34 protein-coding genes and 2 pseudogenes are annotated in these 22,340 nt (G+C 48.3%); 33 read left to right on the forward strand and 3 right to left on the reverse strand.

The genetic code is table 11. The annotated features are described in order from the left end of the window. Positions 1-108: 108 nt before the first annotated feature. Positions 109-2,013 (reverse strand): ABC transporter ATP-binding protein, encoded by a 1,905-nt coding sequence (locus tag PT300_03900; protein ID MDF7679799.1) that lies wholly within the window; start codon positions 2,011-2,013, stop codon positions 109-111. Between the two features lie 310 nt (positions 2,014-2,323). On the opposite strand from PT300_03900, the gene slyD reads away from it, so the two are divergent. Continuing rightward, the gene (gene slyD / locus PT300_03905) at positions 2,324-2,893 is read left to right on the forward strand and encodes a peptidylprolyl isomerase (GenBank protein MDF7679800.1); all 570 of its coding nucleotides are present in this window, start codon (positions 2,324-2,326) and stop codon (positions 2,891-2,893) included. Between the two features lie 55 nt (positions 2,894-2,948). Here slyD and PT300_03910 read toward each other — a convergent pair whose 3' ends face one another. Beyond that, positions 2,949-3,167 carry a SlyX family protein gene (locus PT300_03910; GenBank protein ID MDF7679801.1) on the reverse strand — a complete coding sequence of 73 codons (219 nt, stop codon included), beginning with the start codon at positions 3,165-3,167 and terminating at the stop codon, positions 2,949-2,951. Positions 3,168-3,361: 194 nt separating this feature from the next. On the opposite strand from PT300_03910, the gene fkpA reads away from it, so the two are divergent. The 9 genes from fkpA (at position 3,362) to tuf (ending at position 10,657) form a co-directional block, all read left to right on the forward strand. Next, positions 3,362-4,213: an FKBP-type peptidyl-prolyl cis-trans isomerase gene (fkpA, locus tag PT300_03915; GenBank protein MDF7679802.1), complete on the forward strand. Its 852-nt coding sequence runs from the start codon at positions 3,362-3,364 to the stop codon at positions 4,211-4,213. 149 nt (positions 4,214-4,362) lie between these two features. Then, positions 4,363-5,085, forward strand: a complete 723-nt coding sequence (locus PT300_03920) for a transcriptional regulator (GenBank protein ID MDF7679803.1) — start codon at positions 4,363-4,365, stop codon at positions 5,083-5,085. Then, complete coding sequence (gene tusD / locus PT300_03925; GenBank protein MDF7679804.1) at positions 5,085-5,471, forward strand: sulfurtransferase complex subunit TusD; 387 nt, start codon at positions 5,085-5,087, stop codon at positions 5,469-5,471. The genes PT300_03920 and tusD overlap by 1 nt, the downstream gene beginning before the upstream one ends. Further along, positions 5,471-5,830 (forward strand): sulfurtransferase complex subunit TusC, encoded by a 360-nt coding sequence (tusC, locus tag PT300_03930; protein MDF7679805.1) that lies wholly within the window; start codon positions 5,471-5,473, stop codon positions 5,828-5,830. The genes tusD and tusC overlap by 1 nt, the downstream gene beginning before the upstream one ends. A 7-nt stretch (positions 5,831-5,837) precedes the next feature. Then, positions 5,838-6,125: a sulfurtransferase complex subunit TusB gene (tusB, locus tag PT300_03935; GenBank protein ID MDF7679806.1), complete on the forward strand. Its 288-nt coding sequence runs from the start codon at positions 5,838-5,840 to the stop codon at positions 6,123-6,125. 125 nt (positions 6,126-6,250) lie between these two features. After that, entirely contained in the window at positions 6,251-6,625 is a 375-nt protein-coding gene (gene rpsL, locus PT300_03940) for a 30S ribosomal protein S12 (protein ID MDF7679807.1), read from the forward strand. Positions 6,626-6,720: 95 nt separating this feature from the next. After that, the gene (gene rpsG / locus PT300_03945; protein MDF7679808.1) at positions 6,721-7,191 is read left to right on the forward strand and encodes a 30S ribosomal protein S7; all 471 of its coding nucleotides are present in this window, start codon (positions 6,721-6,723) and stop codon (positions 7,189-7,191) included. A gap of 96 nt (positions 7,192-7,287) precedes the next feature. Further along, positions 7,288-9,402 carry an elongation factor G gene (fusA, locus tag PT300_03950; GenBank protein MDF7679809.1) on the forward strand — a complete coding sequence of 705 codons (2,115 nt, stop codon included), beginning with the start codon at positions 7,288-7,290 and terminating at the stop codon, positions 9,400-9,402. A 70-nt stretch (positions 9,403-9,472) separates the two neighbouring features. Further along, positions 9,473-10,657: an elongation factor Tu gene (gene tuf / locus PT300_03955; GenBank protein MDF7679810.1), complete on the forward strand. Its 1,185-nt coding sequence runs from the start codon at positions 9,473-9,475 to the stop codon at positions 10,655-10,657. Between the two features lie 68 nt (positions 10,658-10,725). On the opposite strand, the gene PT300_03960 is transcribed toward tuf, so the two are convergent. Beyond that, positions 10,726-11,205, reverse strand: coding sequence for an A24 family peptidase (locus PT300_03960; protein ID MDF7679811.1), 480 nt, complete (start codon positions 11,203-11,205; stop codon positions 10,726-10,728). A gap of 383 nt (positions 11,206-11,588) precedes the next feature. Between PT300_03960 and rpsJ the strand changes: the two genes are divergently transcribed. The 23 genes and pseudogenes from rpsJ to secY all read left to right on the forward strand — a co-directional run bounded on the left by rpsJ (position 11,589) and on the right by secY (position 22,324). Further along, a complete protein-coding gene (gene rpsJ / locus PT300_03965; GenBank protein MDF7679812.1) occupies positions 11,589-11,900 on the forward strand; it encodes a 30S ribosomal protein S10 in 312 nt (103 codons plus the stop codon). A 32-nt stretch (positions 11,901-11,932) separates the two neighbouring features. Continuing rightward, positions 11,933-12,562, forward strand: a complete 630-nt coding sequence (gene rplC / locus PT300_03970; protein MDF7679813.1) for a 50S ribosomal protein L3 — start codon at positions 11,933-11,935, stop codon at positions 12,560-12,562. A gap of 10 nt (positions 12,563-12,572) precedes the next feature. After that, positions 12,573-13,178, forward strand: a complete 606-nt coding sequence (gene rplD / locus PT300_03975; GenBank protein MDF7679814.1) for a 50S ribosomal protein L4 — start codon at positions 12,573-12,575, stop codon at positions 13,176-13,178. Beyond that, positions 13,175-13,477 carry a 50S ribosomal protein L23 gene (rplW, locus tag PT300_03980; GenBank protein MDF7679815.1) on the forward strand — a complete coding sequence of 101 codons (303 nt, stop codon included), beginning with the start codon at positions 13,175-13,177 and terminating at the stop codon, positions 13,475-13,477. Before rplD ends, rplW begins: the two co-directional genes overlap by 4 nt. Positions 13,478-13,494: 17 nt before the next feature. After that, positions 13,495-14,316: a 50S ribosomal protein L2 gene (rplB, locus tag PT300_03985; GenBank protein ID MDF7679816.1), complete on the forward strand. Its 822-nt coding sequence runs from the start codon at positions 13,495-13,497 to the stop codon at positions 14,314-14,316. A gap of 16 nt (positions 14,317-14,332) precedes the next feature. Beyond that, a complete protein-coding gene (gene rpsS, locus PT300_03990; GenBank protein ID MDF7679817.1) occupies positions 14,333-14,611 on the forward strand; it encodes a 30S ribosomal protein S19 in 279 nt (92 codons plus the stop codon). A gap of 15 nt (positions 14,612-14,626) precedes the next feature. Then, complete coding sequence (rplV, locus tag PT300_03995) at positions 14,627-14,959, forward strand: 50S ribosomal protein L22 (GenBank protein MDF7679818.1); 333 nt, start codon at positions 14,627-14,629, stop codon at positions 14,957-14,959. A 17-nt stretch (positions 14,960-14,976) separates the two neighbouring features. Continuing rightward, a complete protein-coding gene (gene rpsC, locus PT300_04000; GenBank protein ID MDF7679819.1) occupies positions 14,977-15,675 on the forward strand; it encodes a 30S ribosomal protein S3 in 699 nt (232 codons plus the stop codon). 12 nt (positions 15,676-15,687) lie between these two features. Then, positions 15,688-16,098, forward strand: a complete 411-nt coding sequence (gene rplP / locus PT300_04005; protein MDF7679820.1) for a 50S ribosomal protein L16 — start codon at positions 15,688-15,690, stop codon at positions 16,096-16,098. Continuing rightward, positions 16,098-16,289 carry a 50S ribosomal protein L29 gene (gene rpmC, locus PT300_04010; GenBank protein MDF7679821.1) on the forward strand — a complete coding sequence of 64 codons (192 nt, stop codon included), beginning with the start codon at positions 16,098-16,100 and terminating at the stop codon, positions 16,287-16,289. Before rplP ends, rpmC begins: the two co-directional genes overlap by 1 nt. After that, a complete protein-coding gene (gene rpsQ, locus PT300_04015; protein ID MDF7679822.1) occupies positions 16,289-16,543 on the forward strand; it encodes a 30S ribosomal protein S17 in 255 nt (84 codons plus the stop codon). The genes rpmC and rpsQ overlap by 1 nt, the downstream gene beginning before the upstream one ends. A gap of 163 nt (positions 16,544-16,706) precedes the next feature. After that, entirely contained in the window at positions 16,707-17,078 is a 372-nt protein-coding gene (gene rplN, locus PT300_04020; GenBank protein ID MDF7679823.1) for a 50S ribosomal protein L14, read from the forward strand. 10 nt (positions 17,079-17,088) lie between these two features. Beyond that, complete coding sequence (gene rplX, locus PT300_04025) at positions 17,089-17,403, forward strand: 50S ribosomal protein L24 (protein ID MDF7679824.1); 315 nt, start codon at positions 17,089-17,091, stop codon at positions 17,401-17,403. A gap of 14 nt (positions 17,404-17,417) precedes the next feature. Further along, positions 17,418-17,957, forward strand: a complete 540-nt coding sequence (gene rplE / locus PT300_04030) for a 50S ribosomal protein L5 (GenBank protein ID MDF7679825.1) — start codon at positions 17,418-17,420, stop codon at positions 17,955-17,957. A 14-nt stretch (positions 17,958-17,971) separates the two neighbouring features. Further along, on the forward strand, positions 17,972-18,277 hold the full coding sequence (gene rpsN, locus PT300_04035) for a 30S ribosomal protein S14 (protein ID MDF7679826.1): 306 nt from the start codon (positions 17,972-17,974) through the stop codon (positions 18,275-18,277). A gap of 33 nt (positions 18,278-18,310) precedes the next feature. Further along, the gene (gene rpsH, locus PT300_04040) at positions 18,311-18,703 is read left to right on the forward strand and encodes a 30S ribosomal protein S8 (GenBank protein MDF7679827.1); all 393 of its coding nucleotides are present in this window, start codon (positions 18,311-18,313) and stop codon (positions 18,701-18,703) included. Positions 18,704-18,715: 12 nt separating this feature from the next. Next, positions 18,716-19,249 carry a 50S ribosomal protein L6 gene (gene rplF / locus PT300_04045; GenBank protein MDF7679828.1) on the forward strand — a complete coding sequence of 178 codons (534 nt, stop codon included), beginning with the start codon at positions 18,716-18,718 and terminating at the stop codon, positions 19,247-19,249. A 9-nt stretch (positions 19,250-19,258) separates the two neighbouring features. Continuing rightward, entirely contained in the window at positions 19,259-19,612 is a 354-nt protein-coding gene (gene rplR / locus PT300_04050) for a 50S ribosomal protein L18 (protein ID MDF7679829.1), read from the forward strand. Positions 19,613-19,626: 14 nt separating this feature from the next. Further along, entirely contained in the window at positions 19,627-20,130 is a 504-nt protein-coding gene (gene rpsE / locus PT300_04055) for a 30S ribosomal protein S5 (GenBank protein ID MDF7679830.1), read from the forward strand. Positions 20,131-20,133: 3 nt separating this feature from the next. After that, positions 20,134-20,313 carry a 50S ribosomal protein L30 gene (gene rpmD, locus PT300_04060; GenBank protein ID MDF7679831.1) on the forward strand — a complete coding sequence of 60 codons (180 nt, stop codon included), beginning with the start codon at positions 20,134-20,136 and terminating at the stop codon, positions 20,311-20,313. Between the two features lie 3 nt (positions 20,314-20,316). Then, positions 20,317-20,748 (forward strand): annotated as a pseudogene (rplO, locus tag PT300_04065) (50S ribosomal protein L15). Between the two features lie 15 nt (positions 20,749-20,763). After that, positions 20,764-20,979: pseudogene (locus PT300_04070) on the forward strand (uL15 family ribosomal protein). A 7-nt stretch (positions 20,980-20,986) separates the two neighbouring features. Then, positions 20,987-22,324, forward strand: coding sequence for a preprotein translocase subunit SecY (secY, locus tag PT300_04075; protein ID MDF7679832.1), 1,338 nt, complete (start codon positions 20,987-20,989; stop codon positions 22,322-22,324). Positions 22,325-22,340 lie beyond the last annotated feature (16 nt).

Below are 22,340 nucleotides of genomic sequence, written 5' to 3' on the forward strand. Positions count from 1 at the left end.
ATTATCAAAATAGTATCTCTCATTTAGCACTGGCTCGTCAGGTTATTTTACTGGCTATTCTGACCCCTGGCAGTGGCCGATGTAGTCCGGACTGGCTACGTCGGGCGCTTAGTTTTCTTTTAGCATCTGTTCCAGTTGATGCTGAGTCTCAAACCAGGCAGTCTCATACGTTTCCAGCGCAGATTTTGCTTGTGCCTGTTGTTGCAGGCAAGCCGTCAGCTCCGCTTTACGGGAGGGATCATACAGGCTGCCATCACTTAACTGCTCTGCCACGGTGACAAGTTGCGCATTGAGGTGATCGATCTCTTTTTCGAGGCGGCTGATCTCTTTACGCAGAGGTTGTGTACGTGCCCGCAATTCAGCTTCCCGGCGTTTCTGGTCTTTGCGATTCTGCGCACTACTGACCACTTCTTGTGTCGCATTTAGCGGTGAATTTTTCTGCTTTTGCGACTCACTTAGCCATTGCTGATAGTCATCGAGATCACCCTCAAACGGCTCAACCTGACCGTCATGCACCAGATAGAGCTCATCGGTAGTAGAGCGGATCAGGTGCCTGTCATGTGACACGACAATCAGTGCCCCTTCGAAATCAATGAGCGCTTCGGTTAAGGCCTGGCGCATATCGAGGTCGAGGTGGTTAGTTGGTTCATCAAGTAAAAGTAAATCAGGGCGCTGCCAGACGATTAATGCCAGCACTAAACGCGCTTTCTCACCACCGGAGAAACATTGTGTCGTTTCATTCACCTTATCTCCCTGGAAACCAAAGCCGCCGAGATAGTCGCGCAGTTTTTGCTCCTGTTCCTGTGGCGCCAGGCGCACCAGGTGTCGTAGTGGCGACTCATCGGCATGCAATAATTCCAGTTGATGCTGAGCAAAATAGCCGACTTTCACTCCTTTGGCGAGGCTCACTTCGCCATGTAACGGTTGCAGTTCTCCCGCCAGCAGTTTGATCAGTGTTGATTTACCGGCACCATTACGCCCCAGCAGACCAATTCGCGAGCCAGGAACCAGATTGAGTTTGATCGCCTGCAGAATCGTTTGCTCGCCATAACCGGCACTCACTTTATCCATTTTGAGTAAAGGATTCGGTAAATTTTCTGGCGCACGGAAGCTAAAGTGAAAGGGATTATCGACATGAGCGGGTGCGATAAGCTCCATGCGTTCCAGCATTTTTATACGACTTTGCGCCTGTTTTGCCTTGGTGGCTTTAGCGCGGAAGCGATCGATATAACTTTGCAGATGTGCGACGCGAAGTTGCTGGCTTTGATACATCGCCTGTTGTTGTGCGAGGCGTGTCGCTCGTTGTACCTCAAAAGCGCTGTAGTTACCCGTATATTCATACAACGTTTGTTGTTCGATATGAATAATTTTATCGACGATCGGATCGAGAAAGTCACGATCATGAGAGATCAGAATAAGCGTCCCGGTATAGCTTTTAAGCCATTTCTCCAGCCAGATCACCGCATCGAGATCAAGGTGGTTCGTGGGTTCATCAAGCAGCAGGAGATCAGAGCGGCAAATCAGTGCCTGGGCGAGATTAAGGCGCATACGCCAGCCACCGGAGAAGTCGCTGACTGGCCGTTCGAGTTGCTGATTGTGAAATCCGAGGCCATGCAGCAGGCTGGCGGCACGAGCATGAATCGTCCAGGCATCAATCGTATCGAGTTTGGCGTGTACGGTAGCGATGGCATGACCATCGTTATCTTCGTTGGCCTGCTTTAATTCCGCTTCCAGTTGTCGATATTCGCGATCACCGTCAATAACATACTCGATAGCGTGTTGCGCCAGCGCCGGGGTCTCCTGATTGACCCATGCCAGCTGCCAGTTACCGGGTAAAGACAGACTACCGCCATCGGCATTTATTTCATTTTTCAGCAATGATAACAAGGTGGATTTGCCGCAGCCGTTCTTACCGACCAGGCCGACTTTCTGGCCTGGATTGATGGTCGCGCTGGCGTTGTCCAGCAGAACACGGATGCCGCGACGAAGTTGTAATGACGAGAAAATAATCATAAAGTGCCGTATATTCAGACTACATGGGTAATGGGCCAGGCGCTAAGTGATGCCACCGGGTCGTCATGTTAGCCCAAAATGAAGATAAGAGACAAAGTCATTATCTTTATGTCCCCTTGTCAGCGATCACGTCTCTCTGATGTGCTGGTATCAGTGCACAGATCCGCAAACAGGTCAGAACGACAAGCGATATCATTATTTTTGGTCAAAAGTTGCAATCTCTGTTGTCTTTTTTTTACTTAAAGAGTGCATGGTGGCAGATTTCCGCTACAATCTGCGCCATTATTCTGCTCTATGCTCAGGAGATATCATGAAAGTAGCAAAAGATCTGGTGGTCAGTCTGGCCTATCAGGTACGTACAGAAGATGGTGTATTGGTTGATGAGTCTCCGGTTAGCGCACCGCTGGACTATCTGCATGGTCACGGTTCCCTCATCTCCGGCCTTGAGAAAGCGCTGGATGGTCATGAAGTAGGCGATAAATTTGATGTCGCGGTGGGGGCAGATGATGCGTATGGTCAGTACGATGAAAATCTGGTGCAGCGTGTACCGAAAGAGGTTTTCGTGGGTGTTGATGAGTTACAGCCGGGAATGCGTTTCCTGGCCGATACCGATCAGGGCCCCGTTCCGGTAGAAATTACAGCGGTTGAGGACGATCATGTCGTGGTTGACGGTAATCATATGCTGGCGGGACAAAATCTGAAATTTAACGTTGAGGTTGTCGCCATTCGCGAAGCAACGGCAGAAGAACTGGAGCATGGTCATGTTCATGGTGCTCATGGCCATGATCATCATCATGAGCATGAAGGTTGCTGTGGTGGTCATGACCATCACCATGAGCACGGGGGTTGTGGCGGGCACGGTGGCTGTGGTTGCCACTGATAGCGTCATATTATCTGCAGTATTAAAAGCGGGGATGGCCCCGCTTTTTTGTATCTTAATAATGCGGTGGTGGCGTTTCTTCTGATTGTGATGCCATCTGAGAAAGCTGAATTGCTTTGAGTTTGTCGAGTATCAGCCGCAGATGCTCACGCATCCTGGCCAGCTCCATTTCATGCGCCGTCACCGCTTTATTAAGATCCTCAATGATGACTTCCTGAAATGCCAGTCGACTTTCCAGTTCTGTCAGACGAAGTTCCAGCGTACTATCATGCATGTGTTACCTCTGCAGTTTTAACCTGACTGATCAGGGCTATTTATTGTATGGCATCATGCCGACAGCGTCTTCCGATGAAAATGAGCAATATTTATTAATATCTGTATATGGATTTATTGCACAACGTTTTATAGTAGTTCCCTGTTTTTTTACGATAACCCTCGGGGTGAGTTGCCCCGGCCCTGGAGAAATGGATGAAATCACTATTTAGATTAACATTACTGGCAACAACAATGGTTGCTGCACTGAATGCCCCGCTGACTTTTGCGGCGGACAGCGATACTAAAGCGGCTTCGGCAACGGAAAGTTCGGCAACGGAGAGTAAAGCCGTATTTAATAATGATGATCAAAAATCCGCTTATGCGTTGGGAGCATCACTGGGGCGTTATATGGAAAACTCCCTGAAAGATCAAGAAAGTTTAGGTATTAAACTGGATAAAGAACAGCTGATAAAGGGGGTTCAGGACGCTTTCGCTGGCAACAGTAAGCTCAATGATCAGGAAACCGAACAGGCGTTGCAATCTTTTGAAACGCGTATCAAAACCGCTGCACAAGCGAAAATGGATAAAGAAGCTGCAGAGAATGAAACCAAAGGTAAAGACTATCGTGACGCCTTTGCGAAAGAAAAAGGCGTAAAAAAATCTGCGTCGGGCTTATTGTATAAAGTAGAGACACAAGGAACAGGGCCGGAACCGAAAAGTAGCGATACCGTTGTCGTCAATTATAAAGGTATGCTGATCGACGGTAAGGAGTTTGATAACTCTTATACTCGTGGCGAGCCATTATCTTTCCGCCTGGATGGGGTTATCCCTGGCTGGTCTGAGGGGCTGAAAAATATCAGGAAAGGGGGTAAAATCCACCTGGTTGTTCCACCCGAACTGGCCTATGGTAAAACGGGCGTACCGGGTATTCCGGCTAACTCTACGCTGGTCTTTGATGTAGAGTTGCTCGATATCAAACCAGAAGCTAAAGATAAGAATAATGCAGCCTCTAAGGCGAAAGCTGATAAAAAAGAGGATGGAAAAAGCGTCGAAGTGAAGAAGTAACCGATTACCCGCCGCCGTGAAAAACGGCGGCCTTTTTATTTCCAGCAGGTAAAATTAACCGAGGAAAGTATTTCAGATATCATACTGACAATGCGCTTTCCCTGACGATAGCGCCAATGACAGATTTTTGAAAAGGAGTGTATGTCTTGATGGCAAGGTCGCATTTAACTGGTGAAATCAGTGATCTTGATCAACTGGAACAACGTCCTTTTGACCAGACTGATTTCGATATCCTCAAGTCTTATGAAGCAGTCGTGGATGGGCTAGCGGCGCTTATCGGTTCCCATTGTGAGATTGTGCTGCATTCCTTGCAGGATTTAAAATGTTCTGCCATTCGTATTGCCAACGGTGAGCATACGGGGCGAAAAGTAGGCTCCCCCATTACTGATCTCGCGTTGCGTATGCTGCATGATATGACCGGTGATGATAGTAGTGTCTCTCAATGCTATTTTACGCGCACAAAAAGTGGTGTGCTGATGAAGTCAGTCACCACGGCTATTCGTAATCGCCAGCATCGGGTGATTGGTTTACTGTGTATTAATATCAATCTTGATGTTCCGTTCTCGCAGGTCATGCAGACGTTTATTCCGCCAGAAACCGCAGAAACCAGTTCATCGGTCAATTTTGCCTCATCTGTCGATGATTTGGTTGCTCAAACCCTTGAGTTCACAATAGAAGAGGTCAATGCTGATCGTCATGTGTCCAATAACAGCAAAAACCGGCAGATTGTGCTCAATCTTTATGAAAAAGGGATTTTTGATATCAAAGATGCCATCAATCAGGTTGCTGATCGTCTGAATATCTCTAAACATACGGTATATCTTTATATTCGTCAGTTTAAAAATGGTGATTTTCAGGGGCTGGACAAGTAATGCGGTTTGCCATCATGGTGACAGGCCCGGCCTATGGCACACAACAGGCCAGCAGTGCCTGGCAATTTGCCCGCGCTGTTTTGCAGGCAGGCCACGAGCTCAGTTGTGTCTTTTTTTATAGTGAAGGTGTGCACAACGCCAATCAGTTCACCACCCCTGCCAGCGATGAATTTGATCTGGTACGTGCCTGGCAGCGGTTACATGATGAGTATGCGGTCACTTTACATCTTTGTGTAGCAGCATCGTTGCGTCGTGGTATCACGGCACCACAAGAAAGCCCGCAACCGGGATACACAGGATATAATCTGCAACCGGGGTTTATCTTAAGTGGTTTAGGTGCACTGGCGGAGGCCGCCTTACTCTGTGATCGAATGGTGCAATTTTGATGAAAAGCATGGCGTTTGTTTTTTCCTCAGCGCCACATGGTCGCACAGCGGGAAGAGAGGGACTGGACGCGCTGTTAGCCGCCTCCGCGCTGACTGATGAGCTGGGCGTTTTTTTTATCGGCGATGGGGTATTTCAGCTTCTGGCCGGGCAGCAACCCGCGATAGTACTGGCGCGTGACTACATTGCCACCTTTAAGCTTCTGCCACTGTATGATATCGATCAACGCTGGCTGTGTGCAGCTTCTGCCAGTGAGCGTGGCCTCAATGAGACTACTTCACTGGTGATCGATGTCGAATGGCTGTCACCCGAAGCATTACGTGCCAGACTTGATAACTTTGATGTGATCTTGCATTTTTGAGGATGACATGCTTCATACGCTTAGCGTTTCTCCTGCTTATACCGACTTATATTCCATGATCCGTCTGATGAAAGAGGGCGACGATCTGCTGCTGCTCTCTGATGGTATCATTGCAGCGATAGCTGGCGGTCAGTCCTTTAAGATCCTGCAATCTTTTCCTGTGACTATTTATGCGCTACAGGATGACATCGTGGCGCGTGGACTGACGGCACATATCGCGAGCAGTGTCATACCAGCGAGTTATATGGATTTCGTCAGATTAACCATCAAACATCCACAACAGTTAGCCTGGTAATAAGCAGGATTACTGTATATTTCTTGACACCTTTTAAGCAGCGCCCTAAAATTCTGCCTCCTCGTATTATACGAGGCGATTTATTACGTGTTTACGAAGCAAAAGCTAAAACCAGGAGCTATTTAATGGCAACAATTAACCAGCTGGTACGCAAACCGCGTGTGCGCAAAGTTGCAAAGAGCAACGTGCCTGCACTGGAAGCCTGCCCGCAGAAACGTGGTGTATGTACACGTGTATATACCACCACCCCGAAGAAACCAAACTCCGCACTGCGTAAAGTCTGCCGTGTACGTTTGACCAACGGTTTTGAAGTGACCTCCTATATTGGTGGTGAAGGTCATAACCTTCAGGAACACTCCGTGATCCTGATCCGTGGTGGCCGTGTTAAAGACCTTCCAGGTGTTCGTTATCACACTGTCCGTGGCGCACTTGACTGCTCTGGTGTTAAAGACCGTAAGCAGGCTCGTTCTAAATACGGCGTGAAGCGTCCTAAAGCTTAATGGTTCTCCGTTAAGTAAGGCCAAACGTTTTAAATTAATGTCAAACTAAACTCGTTGAGTTTTGGACAATCCTGAATTAACAACGGAGTATTCTCATGCCACGTCGTCGCGTCATTGGTCAGCGTAAAATTCTTCCTGATCCTAAATTCGGATCGGAACTGCTGGCAAAATTTGTCAATATCCTGATGGTAGATGGTAAAAAATCTACTGCAGAAAGTATCGTATACAGCGCGCTGGAGACCCTGGCTCAGCGCTCTGGTAAAACTGAACTGGAAGCTTTCGAAGTTGCGCTCGATAACGTGCGTCCTACTGTCGAAGTGAAGTCCCGTCGTGTAGGCGGCTCGACTTATCAGGTTCCGGTTGAAGTCCGTCCGGTTCGTCGTAATGCTCTGGCAATGCGTTGGATCGTAGAAGCTGCTCGTAAACGCGGTGATAAATCTATGGCTTTACGCCTGGCGAACGAACTCTCAGATGCTGCAGAAAACAAAGGTACTGCAGTTAAGAAACGTGAAGACGTTCATCGTATGGCTGAAGCCAATAAGGCGTTCGCTCACTACCGTTGGTAATCCCTTCGGAGTCATCGTCATCAAACGGGCGCTTCAGGTAAGTCGCGCGTTATGGATGACCTCTCTGAACGTCGAAAGAAATAAACGAGGAATCAAATGGCTCGTACTACCCCTATCGCACGTTACCGCAATATCGGTATTAGTGCGCACATTGACGCCGGTAAAACCACGACTACCGAACGTATTCTGTACTACACCGGTGTTAACCACAAAATTGGTGAAGTTCATGACGGTGCCGCGACTATGGACTGGATGGAGCAGGAGCAGGAGCGTGGTATTACCATTACCTCTGCTGCCACCACCGCTTTCTGGTCTGGTATGGCTAAACAGTATGAACCTCATCGTATCAATATTATCGATACCCCAGGGCACGTTGACTTTACTATCGAAGTAGAGCGTTCTATGCGTGTTCTTGATGGCGCAGTCATGGTTTACTGCGCAGTAGGTGGTGTTCAGCCGCAGTCTGAAACCGTATGGCGTCAGGCTAACAAATATAAAGTTCCACGCATTGCGTTTGTTAACAAAATGGATCGTATGGGTGCGAACTTTCTGAAAGTTGTTGATCAGATTAAAACTCGCCTGGGGGCGAATCCGGTTCCACTGCAACTGGCGATTGGCGCAGAAGACAGCTTCACGGGTGTCATTGACCTGGTGAAAATGAAAGCCATCAACTGGAATGATGCTGATCAGGGTGTCACCTTTACCTATGAAGACATCCCGGCCGAGATGCAGGATCTGGCAGACGAATGGCACCAGAACTTGCTGGAGTCGGCGGCTGAAGCTTCTGAAGAGCTGATGGAAAAATACCTGGGTGGCGAGCAACTGACTGAAGAAGAGATCAAGTTAGCGCTGCGCCAGCGTGTTCTGAATAACGAAATTATCCTGATTACCTGTGGTTCTGCGTTTAAGAACAAAGGGGTACAGGCTATGCTGGATGCGGTAGTTGACTATCTGCCATCGCCGATCGATGTCCCTGCGATCAATGGTATTCTGGATGACGGCAAAGATACCCCCGCTGAACGCCATGCCAGCGATGATGAACCGTTTGCCGCACTGGCATTTAAAATTGCGACCGATCCTTTCGTCGGTAACCTGACCTTCTTCCGTGTCTATTCTGGTGTAGTGAATTCAGGCGATACCGTACTGAACTCAGTGAAGTCAGCACGTGAACGTTTCGGCCGTATTGTTCAGATGCACGCCAATAAACGTGAAGAGATCAAAGAAGTTCGTGCGGGTGATATCGCTGCGGCGATCGGTCTGAAAGATGTGACGACCGGTGATACCCTGTGTGATCCGAATTCACCGATCATTCTGGAACGTATGGAGTTCCCTGAACCGGTTATTTCTATCGCCGTAGAACCAAAAACCAAAGCTGACCAGGAAAAAATGGGTCTGGCTCTGGGGCGTCTGGCGAAAGAAGATCCCTCTTTCCGTGTATGGACTGATGAAGAATCTAATCAGACGATTATCGCGGGGATGGGTGAGCTGCATCTCGATATCATCGTTGACCGAATGAAGCGTGAGTTCAATGTTGAAGCGAATGTCGGTAAACCTCAGGTTGCGTATCGTGAAGCGATTCGTGCGAAAGTTACTGATATTGAAGGTAAACACGCTAAGCAGTCAGGTGGTCGTGGTCAGTACGGTCATGTGGTTATCGACATGTACCCACTTGAGCCAGGTTCTAACCCGAAAGGCTACGAATTCATCAACGATATTAAAGGTGGTGTCATTCCTGGTGAATACATCCCGGCCGTTGATAAAGGTATCCAGGAGCAGCTCAAAGCAGGGCCACTGGCAGGTTACCCGGTTGTTGACATGGGGATCCGCCTGCACTTCGGTTCTTATCATGATGTTGACTCCTCGGAACTGGCGTTTAAACTAGCGGCATCTATCGCTTTTAAAGAAGGTTTTAAGAAAGCGAAGCCGGTTCTGCTTGAGCCTATTATGAAGGTCGAAGTGGAAACCCCGGAAGAGAATACTGGTGACGTTATCGGCGATCTCAGCCGCCGTCGTGGTATGTTGCGTGGCCAGGAAACTAACGTTACTGGTGTTGTGATCCACGCGGAAGTTCCACTATCTGAAATGTTCGGATATGCCACACAGCTACGTTCTTTGACTAAAGGTCGTGCTTCCTACTCTATGGAGTTCCTGAAGTATGACGATGCACCGAGTAACGTTGCTCAGGCAGTAATTGAAGCCCGTGGTAAGTAAATTACCTGGTTAAAACCAAAATCCCGCGTTCTCTCCTGGTGAGGGGAACGCTATAGTAAGGAATATAGTTGTGTCTAAAGAAAAATTTGAACGTACAAAACCGCACGTTAACGTCGGTACTATCGGCCACGTTGACCATGGTAAAACAACGCTGACTGCAGCGATCACGACCGTACTGGCTAAAACCTACGGTGGTGCTGCACGTGCATTTGATCAGATCGATAACGCGCCGGAAGAAAAAGCCCGTGGTATCACCATCAATACCTCCCATGTTGAGTACGATACCCCAACCCGTCACTATGCGCACGTTGACTGCCCAGGGCATGCTGACTATGTGAAAAACATGATCACCGGTGCAGCACAGATGGACGGTGCGATCCTGGTGGTAGCCGCAACTGACGGCCCGATGCCTCAGACCCGTGAACACATCCTGCTGGGTCGCCAGGTGGGTGTACCGTACATCATCGTGTTCCTGAACAAATGCGACATGGTAGATGACGAAGAGCTGCTGGAACTGGTTGAGATGGAAGTGCGTGAACTGCTGTCTCAGTATGATTTTCCGGGCGACGATACACCTATCGTTCGTGGTTCAGCCCTGAAAGCGCTGGAAGGAGAAGCGGACTGGGAAGCGAAGATCCTGGAACTGGCGAACTACCTGGATACCTATATTCCGGAGCCGGTACGTGCGATTGATCAGCCATTCCTGCTGCCGATAGAAGACGTCTTCTCAATTTCAGGACGTGGTACAGTCGTCACCGGTCGTGTAGAACGCGGTATCATCCGTGTGGGCGAAGAAGTTGAAATCGTCGGTATCAAAGACACGCAGAAATCGACCTGTACGGGCGTGGAAATGTTCCGTAAGCTGCTGGACGAAGGTCGCGCGGGAGAGAACATTGGTGTTCTGCTGCGTGGTATCAAGCGTGAAGAAATCGAACGTGGTCAGGTACTGGCGAAACCGGGTTCAATTCATCCGCATACCAAATTCGAATCAGAAGTATATATTCTGTCGAAAGATGAAGGTGGCCGTCATACGCCGTTCTTCAAGGGCTATCGTCCACAGTTCTACTTCCGTACAACAGACGTAACAGGCACGATCGAACTGCCGGAAGGCGTAGAGATGGTTATGCCGGGCGACAACATCAAAATGGTTGTCACACTGATTCACCCGATTGCGATGGCAGATGGTCTGCGTTTTGCAATCCGTGAAGGTGGCCGTACTGTTGGTGCAGGTGTGGTAGCGAAAGTTCTCGGCTAATAACTTAATAAGTCCGGGATGAAAAAGGGGTGCTAAGGCACCTCTTTTTTTATACTTAGTGTCTGTCATTAATTGATAAGTAAAGTATGGGTGGCCAATGTTTGCCATCCACGATAAAAACCCGCGCCAAGTAAGAAAGGACCAAAAGGTATCGATTTGTGCCATGAAACAGGCGTGATTCTGATGATGGCCAATAGCAGTAAAACACCGCTGGCAAAAAGTGTTGTCATCACAACCAGTAATGGTAATGCCTGCCAGCCATGCCATGCACCCAGTGCAGCCAGTAATTTTACGTCACCATAACCTAGCCCCTCATAACCACGTATTCCCCGATAGAGCCAGTAAATGGATGCGAAAAGCAGATATCCGCCTATTGCCCCTCCGACGGCATGCTGGAGTTCCATGGGTGCGTGGCAGAGATAATAGAGTAAACCACTCCAGAGCAGTGGACAGGTAAGACGATCGGGTAGTAATCCTGTGCGTAGATCATGCCAGCAGAGCATGAGTGACAGGCTGCTGTATATAAGTAAAAAGGAAATAGTCAAAATAGATCGCCCCTTATTATCAAGTCATTGCCCGGAGTATGACGAACAGGAGAATAAAGAGTAAACAGCCATTGTTGACTATCGCGATCCGCTATCCACACGATTTATCTTTTTTATTTAATTTTCAGTGCAGGATGAACCTGATACGCATAAATGAGTGGCGATCATCTGTACAGGCTTGCGTGTAGCCGAAATTTAAGTATAATGCGCGGGCTTGTCTTAATTGACAGCGAGGTTCGATTTGAACCAAAGCAAAGATAGTGATTTTAGCTATCAAACAATGTCCCTAACAGAGGGGCTACATAAGAACGGTTACACTCTCCCATCAATCGTAATGGGTATGAGGAGTAATCATTTCGTCTATAAATAATTGGAGCTCTGGTCTCATGCAGAACCAAAGAATCCGTATCCGCCTGAAAGCGTTTGATCATCGTCTGATTGATCAATCAACTGCGGAAATCGTCGAGACTGCCAAGCGTACTGGTGCGCAGGTTCGTGGTCCGATCCCGCTGCCGACTCGCAAAGAGCGCTTTACCGTTCTGATCTCCCCTCACGTTAACAAAGATGCGCGTGATCAGTACGAAATTCGCACTCACAAGCGTCTGGTTGACATCGTTGAGCCAACTGAAAAAACCGTTGATGCTCTGATGCGTCTGGATCTGGCTGCCGGTGTAGACGTGCAGATCAGCCTGGGTTAATCAGGTCATCGAGCGATTGAGAGGTTGAAACAATGATTGGTTTAGTCGGTAAAAAAGTGGGTATGACACGCATCTTCACCGAAGATGGCGTTTCTATTCCAGTAACCGTAATCGAAATTGAAGCAAACCGAGTGACTCAGGTCAAAGATCTGGCTAACGATGGTTATCGTGCTATTCAGGTTACTACGGGTACGAAAAAAGCGAACCGCGTTACTAAGCCACAAGCCGGGCATTTTGCTAAGGCTGGGGTAGAAGCAGGTCGTGGTTTATGGGAGTTCCGTCTGGCTGATGGCGAAGAATTCACCGTAGGTCAGAGCATCAGTGTTGAACTGTTTGCAGACGTTAAAAAAGTTGACGTGACGGGTACCTCTAAAGGTAAAGGTTTTGCTGGTACCGTTAAGCGCTGGAACTTCCGTACTCAGGATGCGACTCACGGTAACTCCTTGTCTCACCGTGTTCCCGGTTCTATCGGTCAGAACCAGACACCGGGCAAGGTATTTAAAGGCAAGAAAATGGCAGGTCAGCTAGGTAATGAGCGTGTTACGGTTCAGAGCCTGGATGTAGTACGTGTTGACGCTGAGCGCAACCTGCTGCTGGTGAAAGGTGGCGTGCCGGGAGCAACCGGTAGCAACCTGATCGTTAAACCAGCTATCAAGGCGTGAGGAGATAGCAATGGAATTAGTATTGAAAGACGCGCAAGGCGCGCTGACTGTTTCCGAAACTACCTTCGGTCGTGATTTCAATGAAGCGTTGGTGCATCAGGTTGTTGTTGCTTATGCGGCTGGTGCTCGTCAGGGTACTCGCGCACAAAAAACACGTGCTGAAGTAACGGGTTCTGGTAAAAAACCATGGCGTCAGAAAGGCACAGGCCGTGCGCGTTCAGGTTCTATTAAGAGCCCGATCTGGCGTTCTGGTGGTGTCACTTTTGCTGCTCGTCCACAGGACCACAGTCAGAAAGTAAATAAGAAGATGTACCGCGGTGCGCTGAAAAGCATTCTGTCCGAACTGGTACGTCAGGATCGTTTAATCGTTGTCGAGAAGTTCTCTGTCGAAGCACCAAAAACTAAGCTGCTGGTACAGAAACTGAAAGATATGGCTCTGGAAGATGTACTGATTATCACTAGTGAACTGGATGAGAATCTGTTCCTTGCCGCACGCAACTTATATAAAGTTGATGTACGTGATGTGGTTAGCATCGACCCGGTTAGCCTGATCGCCTTCGACAAGGTCATCATGACTGCTGATGCTGTTAAGCAAGTTGAGGAGATGCTGGCATGATTCGTGAAGAACGTCTGTTGAAAGTGCTGCGTGCACCACACGTCTCTGAAAAAGCATCTGTTGCGATGGAAAAAACAAATACCATCGTTCTCAAAGTTGCTAAAGACGCGACTAAAGCAGAAATTAAAGCTGCTGTGCAGAAACTGTTTGAAGTCGAAGTCAAAGATGTTAACACCCTGATTGCTAAAGGGAAAGTTAAACGTCACGGACAGCGTATCGGTCGTCGTAGTGACTGGAAAAAAGCTTACGTCACCCTGAAAGAAGGCCAGAATCTGGACTTCGCTAGCGGCGCTGAGTAAGTCGGAGGAGTAATACAATGGCAGTTGTTAAATGTAAACCGACATCTCCGGGTCGTCGCCACGTTGTTAAAGTGGTCAACCCTGAGTTGCACAAGGGCAAACCTTTTGCTCCATTGCTGGAAAAAATCAGCAAAACCGGTGGTCGTAACAACAATGGCCGTATCACCACCCGACATATCGGTGGTGGTCATAAGCGAGCTTATCGTCTTGTTGATTTTAAACGCAACAAAGATGGTATCCCGGCTGTTGTTGAGCGTCTTGAGTACGATCCGAACCGTTCTGCAAATATTGCACTGGTTCTGTACAAAGATGGCGAACGTCGTTACATCCTGGCCCCTAAAGGCCTGAAAGCAGGCGATCAGATTCAGTCTGGCGTTGATGCGGTAATTAAACCTGGTAATACGCTGCCAATGCGTAATATCCCGGTCGGTTCTACTGTGCATAATGTAGAAATGAAACCGGGTAAAGGCGGTCAGCTGGCTCGTTCTGCAGGTACTTATGCTCAGATCGTTGCGCGTGATGGTGCCTATGTCACCCTGCGTTTACGTTCTGGTGAAATGCGTAAAGTCGAAGCAGATTGTCGTGCTACCCTCGGGGAAGTTGGCAACGCCGAGCATATGTTGCGTGTACTGGGTAAAGCCGGTGCTGCTCGCTGGCGTGGTGTTCGTCCTACTGTTCGCGGTACGGCAATGAACCCAGTCGATCACCCACATGGTGGTGGTGAAGGTCGTAACTTTGGTAAGCACCCGGTATCTCCGTGGGGCCTTCAGACCAAAGGTAAAAAGACCCGCAGCAATAAGCGTACTGATAAATTCATCGTACGTCGCCGTAGCAAATAATTTTAGAGGATAAGCCATGCCACGTTCTCTCAAGAAAGGTCCTTTTATTGACCTGCACTTGCTGAAGAAGGTAGAGAAAGCGGTGGAAAGCGGAGACAAAAAGCCATTGCGCACCTGGTCCCGTCGTTCAACGATCTTTCCTAACATGATCGGTTTGACCATCGCTGTCCATAATGGTCGTCAGCACGTTCCGGTATTTGTGACCGATGAAATGGTTGGTCATAAACTGGGTGAATTCGCACCGACTCGTACTTATCGCGGCCATGCCGCTGATAAAAAAGCGAAGAAAAAATAAGAACAGGAGGAAGAGATGGAAACTTTAGCTCAACATCGCCATGCTCGTTCTTCTGCTCAGAAGGTTCGCCTTGTTGCTGACCTGATTCGCGGTAAGAAAGTGTCGCAGGCCCTGGATATTCTGACCTACACCAATAAGAAAGCGGCTGTACTGGTCAAGAAAGTACTGGAATCTGCCATTGCTAACGCTGAACACAACGATGGCGCTGACATTGACGATCTGAAAGTTGCGAAAATTTTCGTAAATGAAGGCCCGAGCATGAAGCGTATTATGCCGCGTGCAAAAGGTCGTGCAGATCGCATCCTGAAGCGCACCAGCCACATTACTGTGGTTGTGTCCGATCGCTGAGACTCTGGAGACTAGCAATGGGTCAGAAAGTACATCCTAATGGTATTCGCCTGGGTATTGTAAAACCATGGAACTCTACCTGGTTTGCGAACACCAAAGAATTCGCTGACAACCTGGACAGCGATTTTAAAGTTCGTCAGTTCCTGACAAAAGAACTGGCAAAAGCATCTGTATCTCGCATTGTTATCGAACGTCCTGCCAAGAGCATTCGTGTGACTATTCACACTGCGCGTCCTGGTGTCGTAATCGGTAAAAAAGGTGAAGATGTAGAAAAACTGCGCAAGGTCGTTGCGGATATCGCTGGCGTTCCTGCACAGATCAATATCGCCGAAGTTCGGAAGCCTGAACTGGACGCAAAACTGGTTGCTGATAGCATTACTTCTCAGCTGGAACGTCGTGTGATGTTCCGTCGGGCGATGAAGCGTGCTGTACAAAATGCTATGCGTCTGGGTGCTAAAGGTATCAAAGTTGAAGTGAGTGGCCGCCTTGGCGGCGCGGAAATCGCGCGTACCGAATGGTATCGTGAAGGTCGCGTACCGCTGCACACATTGCGCGCTGACATCGACTACAACACTTCCGAAGCGCACACTACATATGGTGTTATCGGCGTTAAGGTATGGATCTTCAAAGGGGAGATCCTGGGTGGTATGGCTGCTGTTGAACAACCGGAACCGGCTGCTCAACCTAAAAAGCAGCAGCGTAAAGGCCGTAAATAAGGAGCGTCGCTGATGTTACAACCAAAGCGTACAAAATTCCGTAAAATGCACAAAGGCCGCAATCGTGGTCTGGCGCATGGTACGGATGTGAGCTTCGGCACTTTCGGTCTGAAAGCTGTTGGCCGTGGTCGTCTGACAGCACGTCAGATCGAAGCAGCACGTCGTGCTATGACCCGTGCAGTAAAGCGTCAGGGTAAGATCTGGATCCGTATTTTCCCGGATAAGCCGATTACCGAAAAACCACTGGAAGTTCGTATGGGTAAAGGTAAAGGGAACGTGGAATACTGGGTTGCTTTGATTCAGCCGGGTAAAGTCTTGTATGAAATAGACGGTGTACCGGAAGAGCTGGCTCGCGAAGCGTTCGGCCTGGCAGCAGCGAAACTGCCGATTAAAACCACCTTTGTAACTAAGACGGTGATGTAATGAAAGCAAAAGAGCTGCGTGAAAAAAACGTCGAAGAGCTGAACGCTGAACTGCTGAACCTGTTGCGTGAACAGTTTAATCTGCGCATGCAAGCAGCTGGTGGTCAGTTGCAACAGACTCATCTGCTAAAGCAAGTGCGTCGTAATATTGCTCGCGTTAAGACCTTACTGACTGAAAAGGCAGGTGCGTAATGACCGATAAAATCCGTACTCTGCAAGGTCGTGTCGTTAGCGATAAAATGCAGAAATCGATCGTTGTTGTTATCGAACGTTTAGTAAAACACCCACTTTACGGTAAATTCATCAAGCGTACGACTAAATTACACGTACATGATGAAAACAACGAATGCGGTATTGGCGATGTGGTTGAAATTCGCGAATGTCGCCCATTGTCTAAGACTAAGTCCTGGACACTGGTTCGTATCGTAGAGAAAGCGGTTCTGTAGTACAGTATCTATTCTCGATATAGATAAACGGCTCAGTAATGAGCCGTTTATTATTTCTACCCATATCTGATTGCCGGTGTTATAATGCTGCGCCCTCGTTATGGGGATTTTTAATGGCTCAAACTTGAGTCTTAGTAGTCGTTGACATTAGCGGAGCACTAAAATGATCCAAGAACAGACTATGCTGAACGTCGCCGATAATTCCGGTGCGCGTCGCGTAATGTGTATCAAGGTTCTGGGTGGCTCGCACCGTCGCTACGCAGGCGTAGGCGACATCATCAAGATCACCATTAAGGAAGCGATTCCACGTGGTAAGGTTAAGAAGGGTGATGTGCTGAAAGCGGTAGTGGTGCGCACCAGGAAGGGTGTTCGTCGCCCTGACGGTTCTGTCGTTCGCTTTGATGGTAATGCTTGTGTTCTCCTGAACAACAACAGCGAGCAGCCCATCGGTACGCGTATTTTTGGGCCGGTTACTCGTGAACTTCGTTCTGAGAAGTTTATGAAAATTATCTCTCTGGCACCAGAAGTACTCTAAGGAGCGAATCATGGCAGCGAAAATCCGTCGTGATGACGAAGTTATCGTGTTAACCGGTAAAGATAAAGGTAAGCGCGGTAAAGTGAAGAGTGTCTTGTCTACCGGCAAGGTTATTGTTGAAGGTATTAATCTGGTTAAGAAACACCAGAAGCCGGTTCCGGCTCTGAATCAACCAGGTGGTATCGTTGAGAAAGAAGCCGCTATTCAGGTTTCTAACGTGGCGATCTTCAATATGGCAACCGGCAAGGCTGACCGTGTAGGTTTTAGATTTGAAGACGGAAAAAAAGTCCGTTTCTTTAAGTCTAATAGTGAAACTATCAAGTAATTTGGAGTAGTACGATGGCGAAACTGCATGATTACTACAAAGACGAAGTAGTTAAGAAACTCATGACTGAGTTTAACTACCATTCTGTCATGCAAGTCCCTCGGGTCGAGAAGATTACCCTGAATATGGGTGTGGGTGAAGCAATTGCTGACAAAAAGCTGCTCGATAATGCAGCCGCTGATCTGGCAGCAATTTCTGGTCAGAAACCATTGATCACCAAAGCACGCAAATCTGTAGCAGGCTTCAAAATCCGTCAGGGCTATCCGATTGGCTGTAAAGTCACTCTGCGTGGCGAACGTATGTGGGAGTTCTTTGAGCGCCTGATCACGATTGCTGTACCGCGTATTCGTGACTTCCGTGGTTTATCCGCGAAGTCTTTCGATGGACGTGGTAATTACAGCATGGGTGTCCGTGAGCAGATCATCTTCCCGGAAATCGACTACGATAAAGTCGACCGCGTGCGTGGTTTGGATATTACCATTACCACTACTGCGCAATCTGACGAAGAAGGCCGTGCTCTGCTGGCTGCCTTTGACTTCCCGTTCCGTAAGTAAGGTAGGGTTACTTCATGGCTAAGCAATCAATGAAAGCACGCGAGGTAAAGCGCGTCGCTTTAGCAAATAAGTTCTTTGCAAAACGTACTGAACTGAAAGCTATCATCTCTGATGTGAATGCAACCGACGAAGATCGTTGGAATGCTGTTCTTAAGCTGCAGACTTTGCCGCGTGATTCCAGCCCGTCTCGTCAGCGTAATCGCTGCCGTCAAACAGGTCGTCCGCATGGTTTCTTGCGGAAGTTCGGGTTGAGCCGTATGAAGGTCCGTGAAGCCGCTATGCGCGGTGAAATTCCGGGTCTGAAAAAGGCTAGCTGGTAATAGTCACCAATTGAATCACGGGAGTAAAGACAGATGAGCATGCAAGATCCGATCGCGGATATGCTGACCCGTATCCGTAACGGTCAGGCCGCGAACAAAGTTGCGGTCACCATGCCTTCCTCCAGGCTGAAAGTGGCAATTGCCAATGTGCTTAAGGAAGAAGGTTTTATTGAAAGTTTTAAAGTTGAAGGCGACGTTAAACCTGAACTGGAAATTATTCTGAAGTACTTCCAGGGTAAGGCAGTTGTCGAAAGTATTCAACGTGTCAGTCGCCCAGGGCTACGCATCTACAAACGTAAAGATGAGTTGCCGAAGGTTATGGCTGGTCTGGGTATCGCAGTGATTTCTACCTCTAAAGGTGTTATGACTGATCGAGCCGCGCGCCAGGCAGGTCTTGGTGGCGAAGTTATCTGCTACGTAGCCTAATCGGAGGAAAAAATGTCTCGTGTTGCTAAAGCACATGTCGTTGTTCCTGCCGGTGTTGATGTCAAAATCAATGGTCAGGTTATTACGATCAAAGGTAAAAACGGCGAGCTGACTCGTACTCTTAACGATGCTGTTGAAGTTAAAAATGCAGATAATAATCTGACATTTCATCCGCGCGATGGTTACGCAGATGGCTGGGCTCAGGCGGGTACTGCACGCGCCCTGCTTAATGCAATGGTAATCGGTGTTACCGAAGGATTTACTAAAAAGCTACAACTGGTTGGTGTAGGTTATCGTGCTGCAGTGAAAGGGAATGTAGTAAACCTGGCTTTAGGTTTTTCTCATCCGGTTGATCATCATCTGCCAGCGGGTATCACTGCAGAATGTCCGAGCCAAACTGAAATCGTACTGAAAGGTGCTGATAAACAAATGGTCGGTCAGGTTGCAGCGGATCTACGCGCTTACCGTCGTCCTGAACCTTATAAAGGTAAAGGTATTCGTTACGCCGATGAAATCGTGCGTACCAAAGAGGCTAAGAAGAAGTAAGGTAACACTATGGATAAGAAATCTGCTCGTATCCGTCGTGCGACCCGCGCACGCCGCAAGCTCCGCGAACTGGGTGCAATTCGCCTGGTGGTACATCGTACCCCGCGTCATATCTATGCACAGGTTATTGCACCAGACGGTTCTGAAGTCCTGGTAGCTGCTTCTACTGTAGAAAAAGCTATCGCTGAACAACTGAAGTACACCGGTAATAAAGAAGCTGCTGCAGCTGTAGGTAAAGCTGTTGCAGAACGTGCTCTGGAAAAAGGCATCAAAGGTGTTTCCTTTGACCGTTCCGGGTTCCAATATCATGGTCGTGTCCAGGCACTGGCAGATGCTGCCCGTGAAGCTGGCCTTCAGTTCTAAGGTAGAGGTGTAAGATGGCCCACATCGAAAAACAAGCTGGCGAACTGCAGGAAAAGCTGATCGCGGTAAATCGCGTATCTAAAACTGTTAAAGGTGGTCGTATTTTCTCCTTCACAGCACTGACTGTAGTAGGTGATGGCAATGGCCGTGTCGGTTTTGGTTACGGTAAAGCGCGTGAAGTTCCAGCAGCGATCCAGAAAGCGATGGAAAAAGCTCGTCGCAATATGATCAATGTCGCGCTAAATCACGGTACTTTGCAGCACCCAGTCAAGGGTTCTCATACAGGGTCTCGTGTATTTATGCAGCCCGCTTCTGAAGGTACAGGTATTATTGCCGGTGGTGCAATGCGTGCCGTTCTGGAAGTCGCTGGGGTTCGTAACGTTCTGGCTAAAGCATATGGTTCCACTAATCCGATCAATGTGGTTCGTGCAACGATTGATGGCCTGGAAAATATGAAGTCTCCAGAGATGGTCGCTGCCAAGCGTGGTAAATCCGTTGAAGAAATTCTGGGGAAATAAACCATGGCAAAGACTATTAAAATTACTCAAACCCGTAGTGCAATCGGTCGTTTGCCAAAACATAAGGCAACTCTGCTTGGCTTGGGTCTGCGCCGTATTGGCCACACCGTAGAACGTGAGGATACTCCCGCGATTCGTGGTATGGTCAATGCTGTTTCCTATATGGTTAAAATTGAGGAGTAAGAGATGCGTTTAAATACTCTATCTCCGGCCGAAGGCTCTAAAAAGGCGGGTAAACGCCTGGGGCGTGGTATTGGTTCTGGCCTCGGTAAAACCGGTGGTCGTGGTCACAAAGGTCAGAAATCTCGTTCTGGCGGTGGCGTACGTCGCGGGTTTGAAGGTGGTCAAATGCCTCTGTACCGCCGCCTACCGAAATTTGGCTTCACCTCTCGTAAAGCAGCGATCACAGCGCAGGTTCGTCTGTCTGATCTTGCTAAAGTAGAGGGTGGTATTGTAGACCTGAACACGCTGAAAGCCGCAAACATTATCGGTATTGAGATCGAATTCGCTAAGGTAATCTGGTCTGGCGAAGTAACGACGCCGGTAACTGTACGTGGACTGGGTGTGACTAAAGGTGCTCGTGCTGCAATCGAAGCTGCTGGCGGTAAAATTGAGGAATGTAAAGCAGCGACTACAGCGCAGGTTCGTCTGTCTGACCTCGCTAAAGTAGAGGGTGGTATTGTAGACCTGAACACGCTGAAAGCCGCAAACATTATCGATATTGAGATCGAATTCGCTAAGGTGATCGGATCTGGCGAAGTAACGACTCCGGTAACTGTACGTGGACTGCGTGTGTCTAAATGCGCTCGTGCTGCAATCGAAGCTGCTGGCGGTAAAATTGAGGAATAAGTAGCAGATGGCTAAACAACCGGGATTCGATTTTCAAAGTGCCAAAGGTGGAATTGGCGAACTGAAACGCAGACTGCTGTTTGTAATCGGTGCGTTGATTGTGTTCCGTATTGGCTCTTTTATACCGATCCCTGGTATTGATGCCGCTGTGCTTGAAAAACTGCTTGAGCAACAGCGTGGTACCATCATTGAAATGTTTAATATGTTTTCTGGTGGTGCCCTGAGTCGTGCTTCTATCTTCGCGCTGGGTATTATGCCGTATATTTCAGCATCGATAATTATCCAGTTGCTGACAGTTGTCTATCAACCGTTAGCTGAGCTAAAGAAAGAAGGAGAATCTGGCCGACGTAAGATCAGCCAGTATACTCGTTACGGTACTCTGGTGCTGGCGATATTTCAGTCGATCGGTATTGCTACGGGTCTGCCGAATATGCCAGGTATGCAAGGGCTGATAATAAATCCAGGTTTTGCATTTTATTTCACTGCTGTTGTGAGTCTGGTAACAGGAACCATGTTCCTGATGTGGCTTGGTGAACAGATTACTGAGCGCGGTATTGGTAATGGTATTTCAATCATTATCTTTGCCGGTATCGTTGCAGGTCTTCCACCAGCTATTGCCCATACTATTGAGCAAGCGCGTCAAGGCGAGCTGCACTTCCTCCTGTTGTTGTTGGTTGCAGTGTTAGTATTTGCCGTGACTTTCTTTGTTGTATTTGTTGAACGTGGTCAGCGCCGTATAGTGGTGAACTACGCGAAGCGTCAACAGGGACGTCGTGTCTATGCTGCACAGAGTACACATTTGCCATTAAAGGTGAATATGGCTGGGGTAATACCGGCTATTTTCGCCTCCAGCATTATTTTGTTTCCGGCGACGTTAGCGTCATGGTTCGGGGGCAGTACAGGCTGGGGTTGGTTGTCAACGATCTCGTATGCTTTACAGCCAGGGCGACTGCTTTATGTGTTACTCTATGCCTCTGCGATCATCTTTTTCTGCTTTTTCTATACAGCGCTGGTTTTCAACCCGCGGGAAACAGCAGATAAACTGAAGAAGTCCGGTGCGTTTGTACCAGGAATTCGTCCGGGAGAGCAAACGGCGAAGTATATTGATAAAGTAATGACTCGTCTGACATTAGCCGGTGCGTTGTATATTACTTTTATCTGCCTGATCCCGGAGTTCATGCGTGACGCAATGAAAGTGCCATTCTACTTTGGTGGAACCTCGCTACTCATCGTTGTTGTCGTGATTATGGACTTTATGGCTCAAGTGCAAACTCTGATGATGTCCAGTCAATATCAATATGAGTCTGCCCTGAAGAAGGCGAACCTGAAAGGCTATAGCCGTTAATTAGGGCGCCAGAGAA

It is taken from the genome of Enterobacteriaceae bacterium ESL0689, from assembly GCA_029433525.1.
GTDB lineage: Bacteria > Pseudomonadota > Gammaproteobacteria > Enterobacterales > Enterobacteriaceae > JAQTIF01.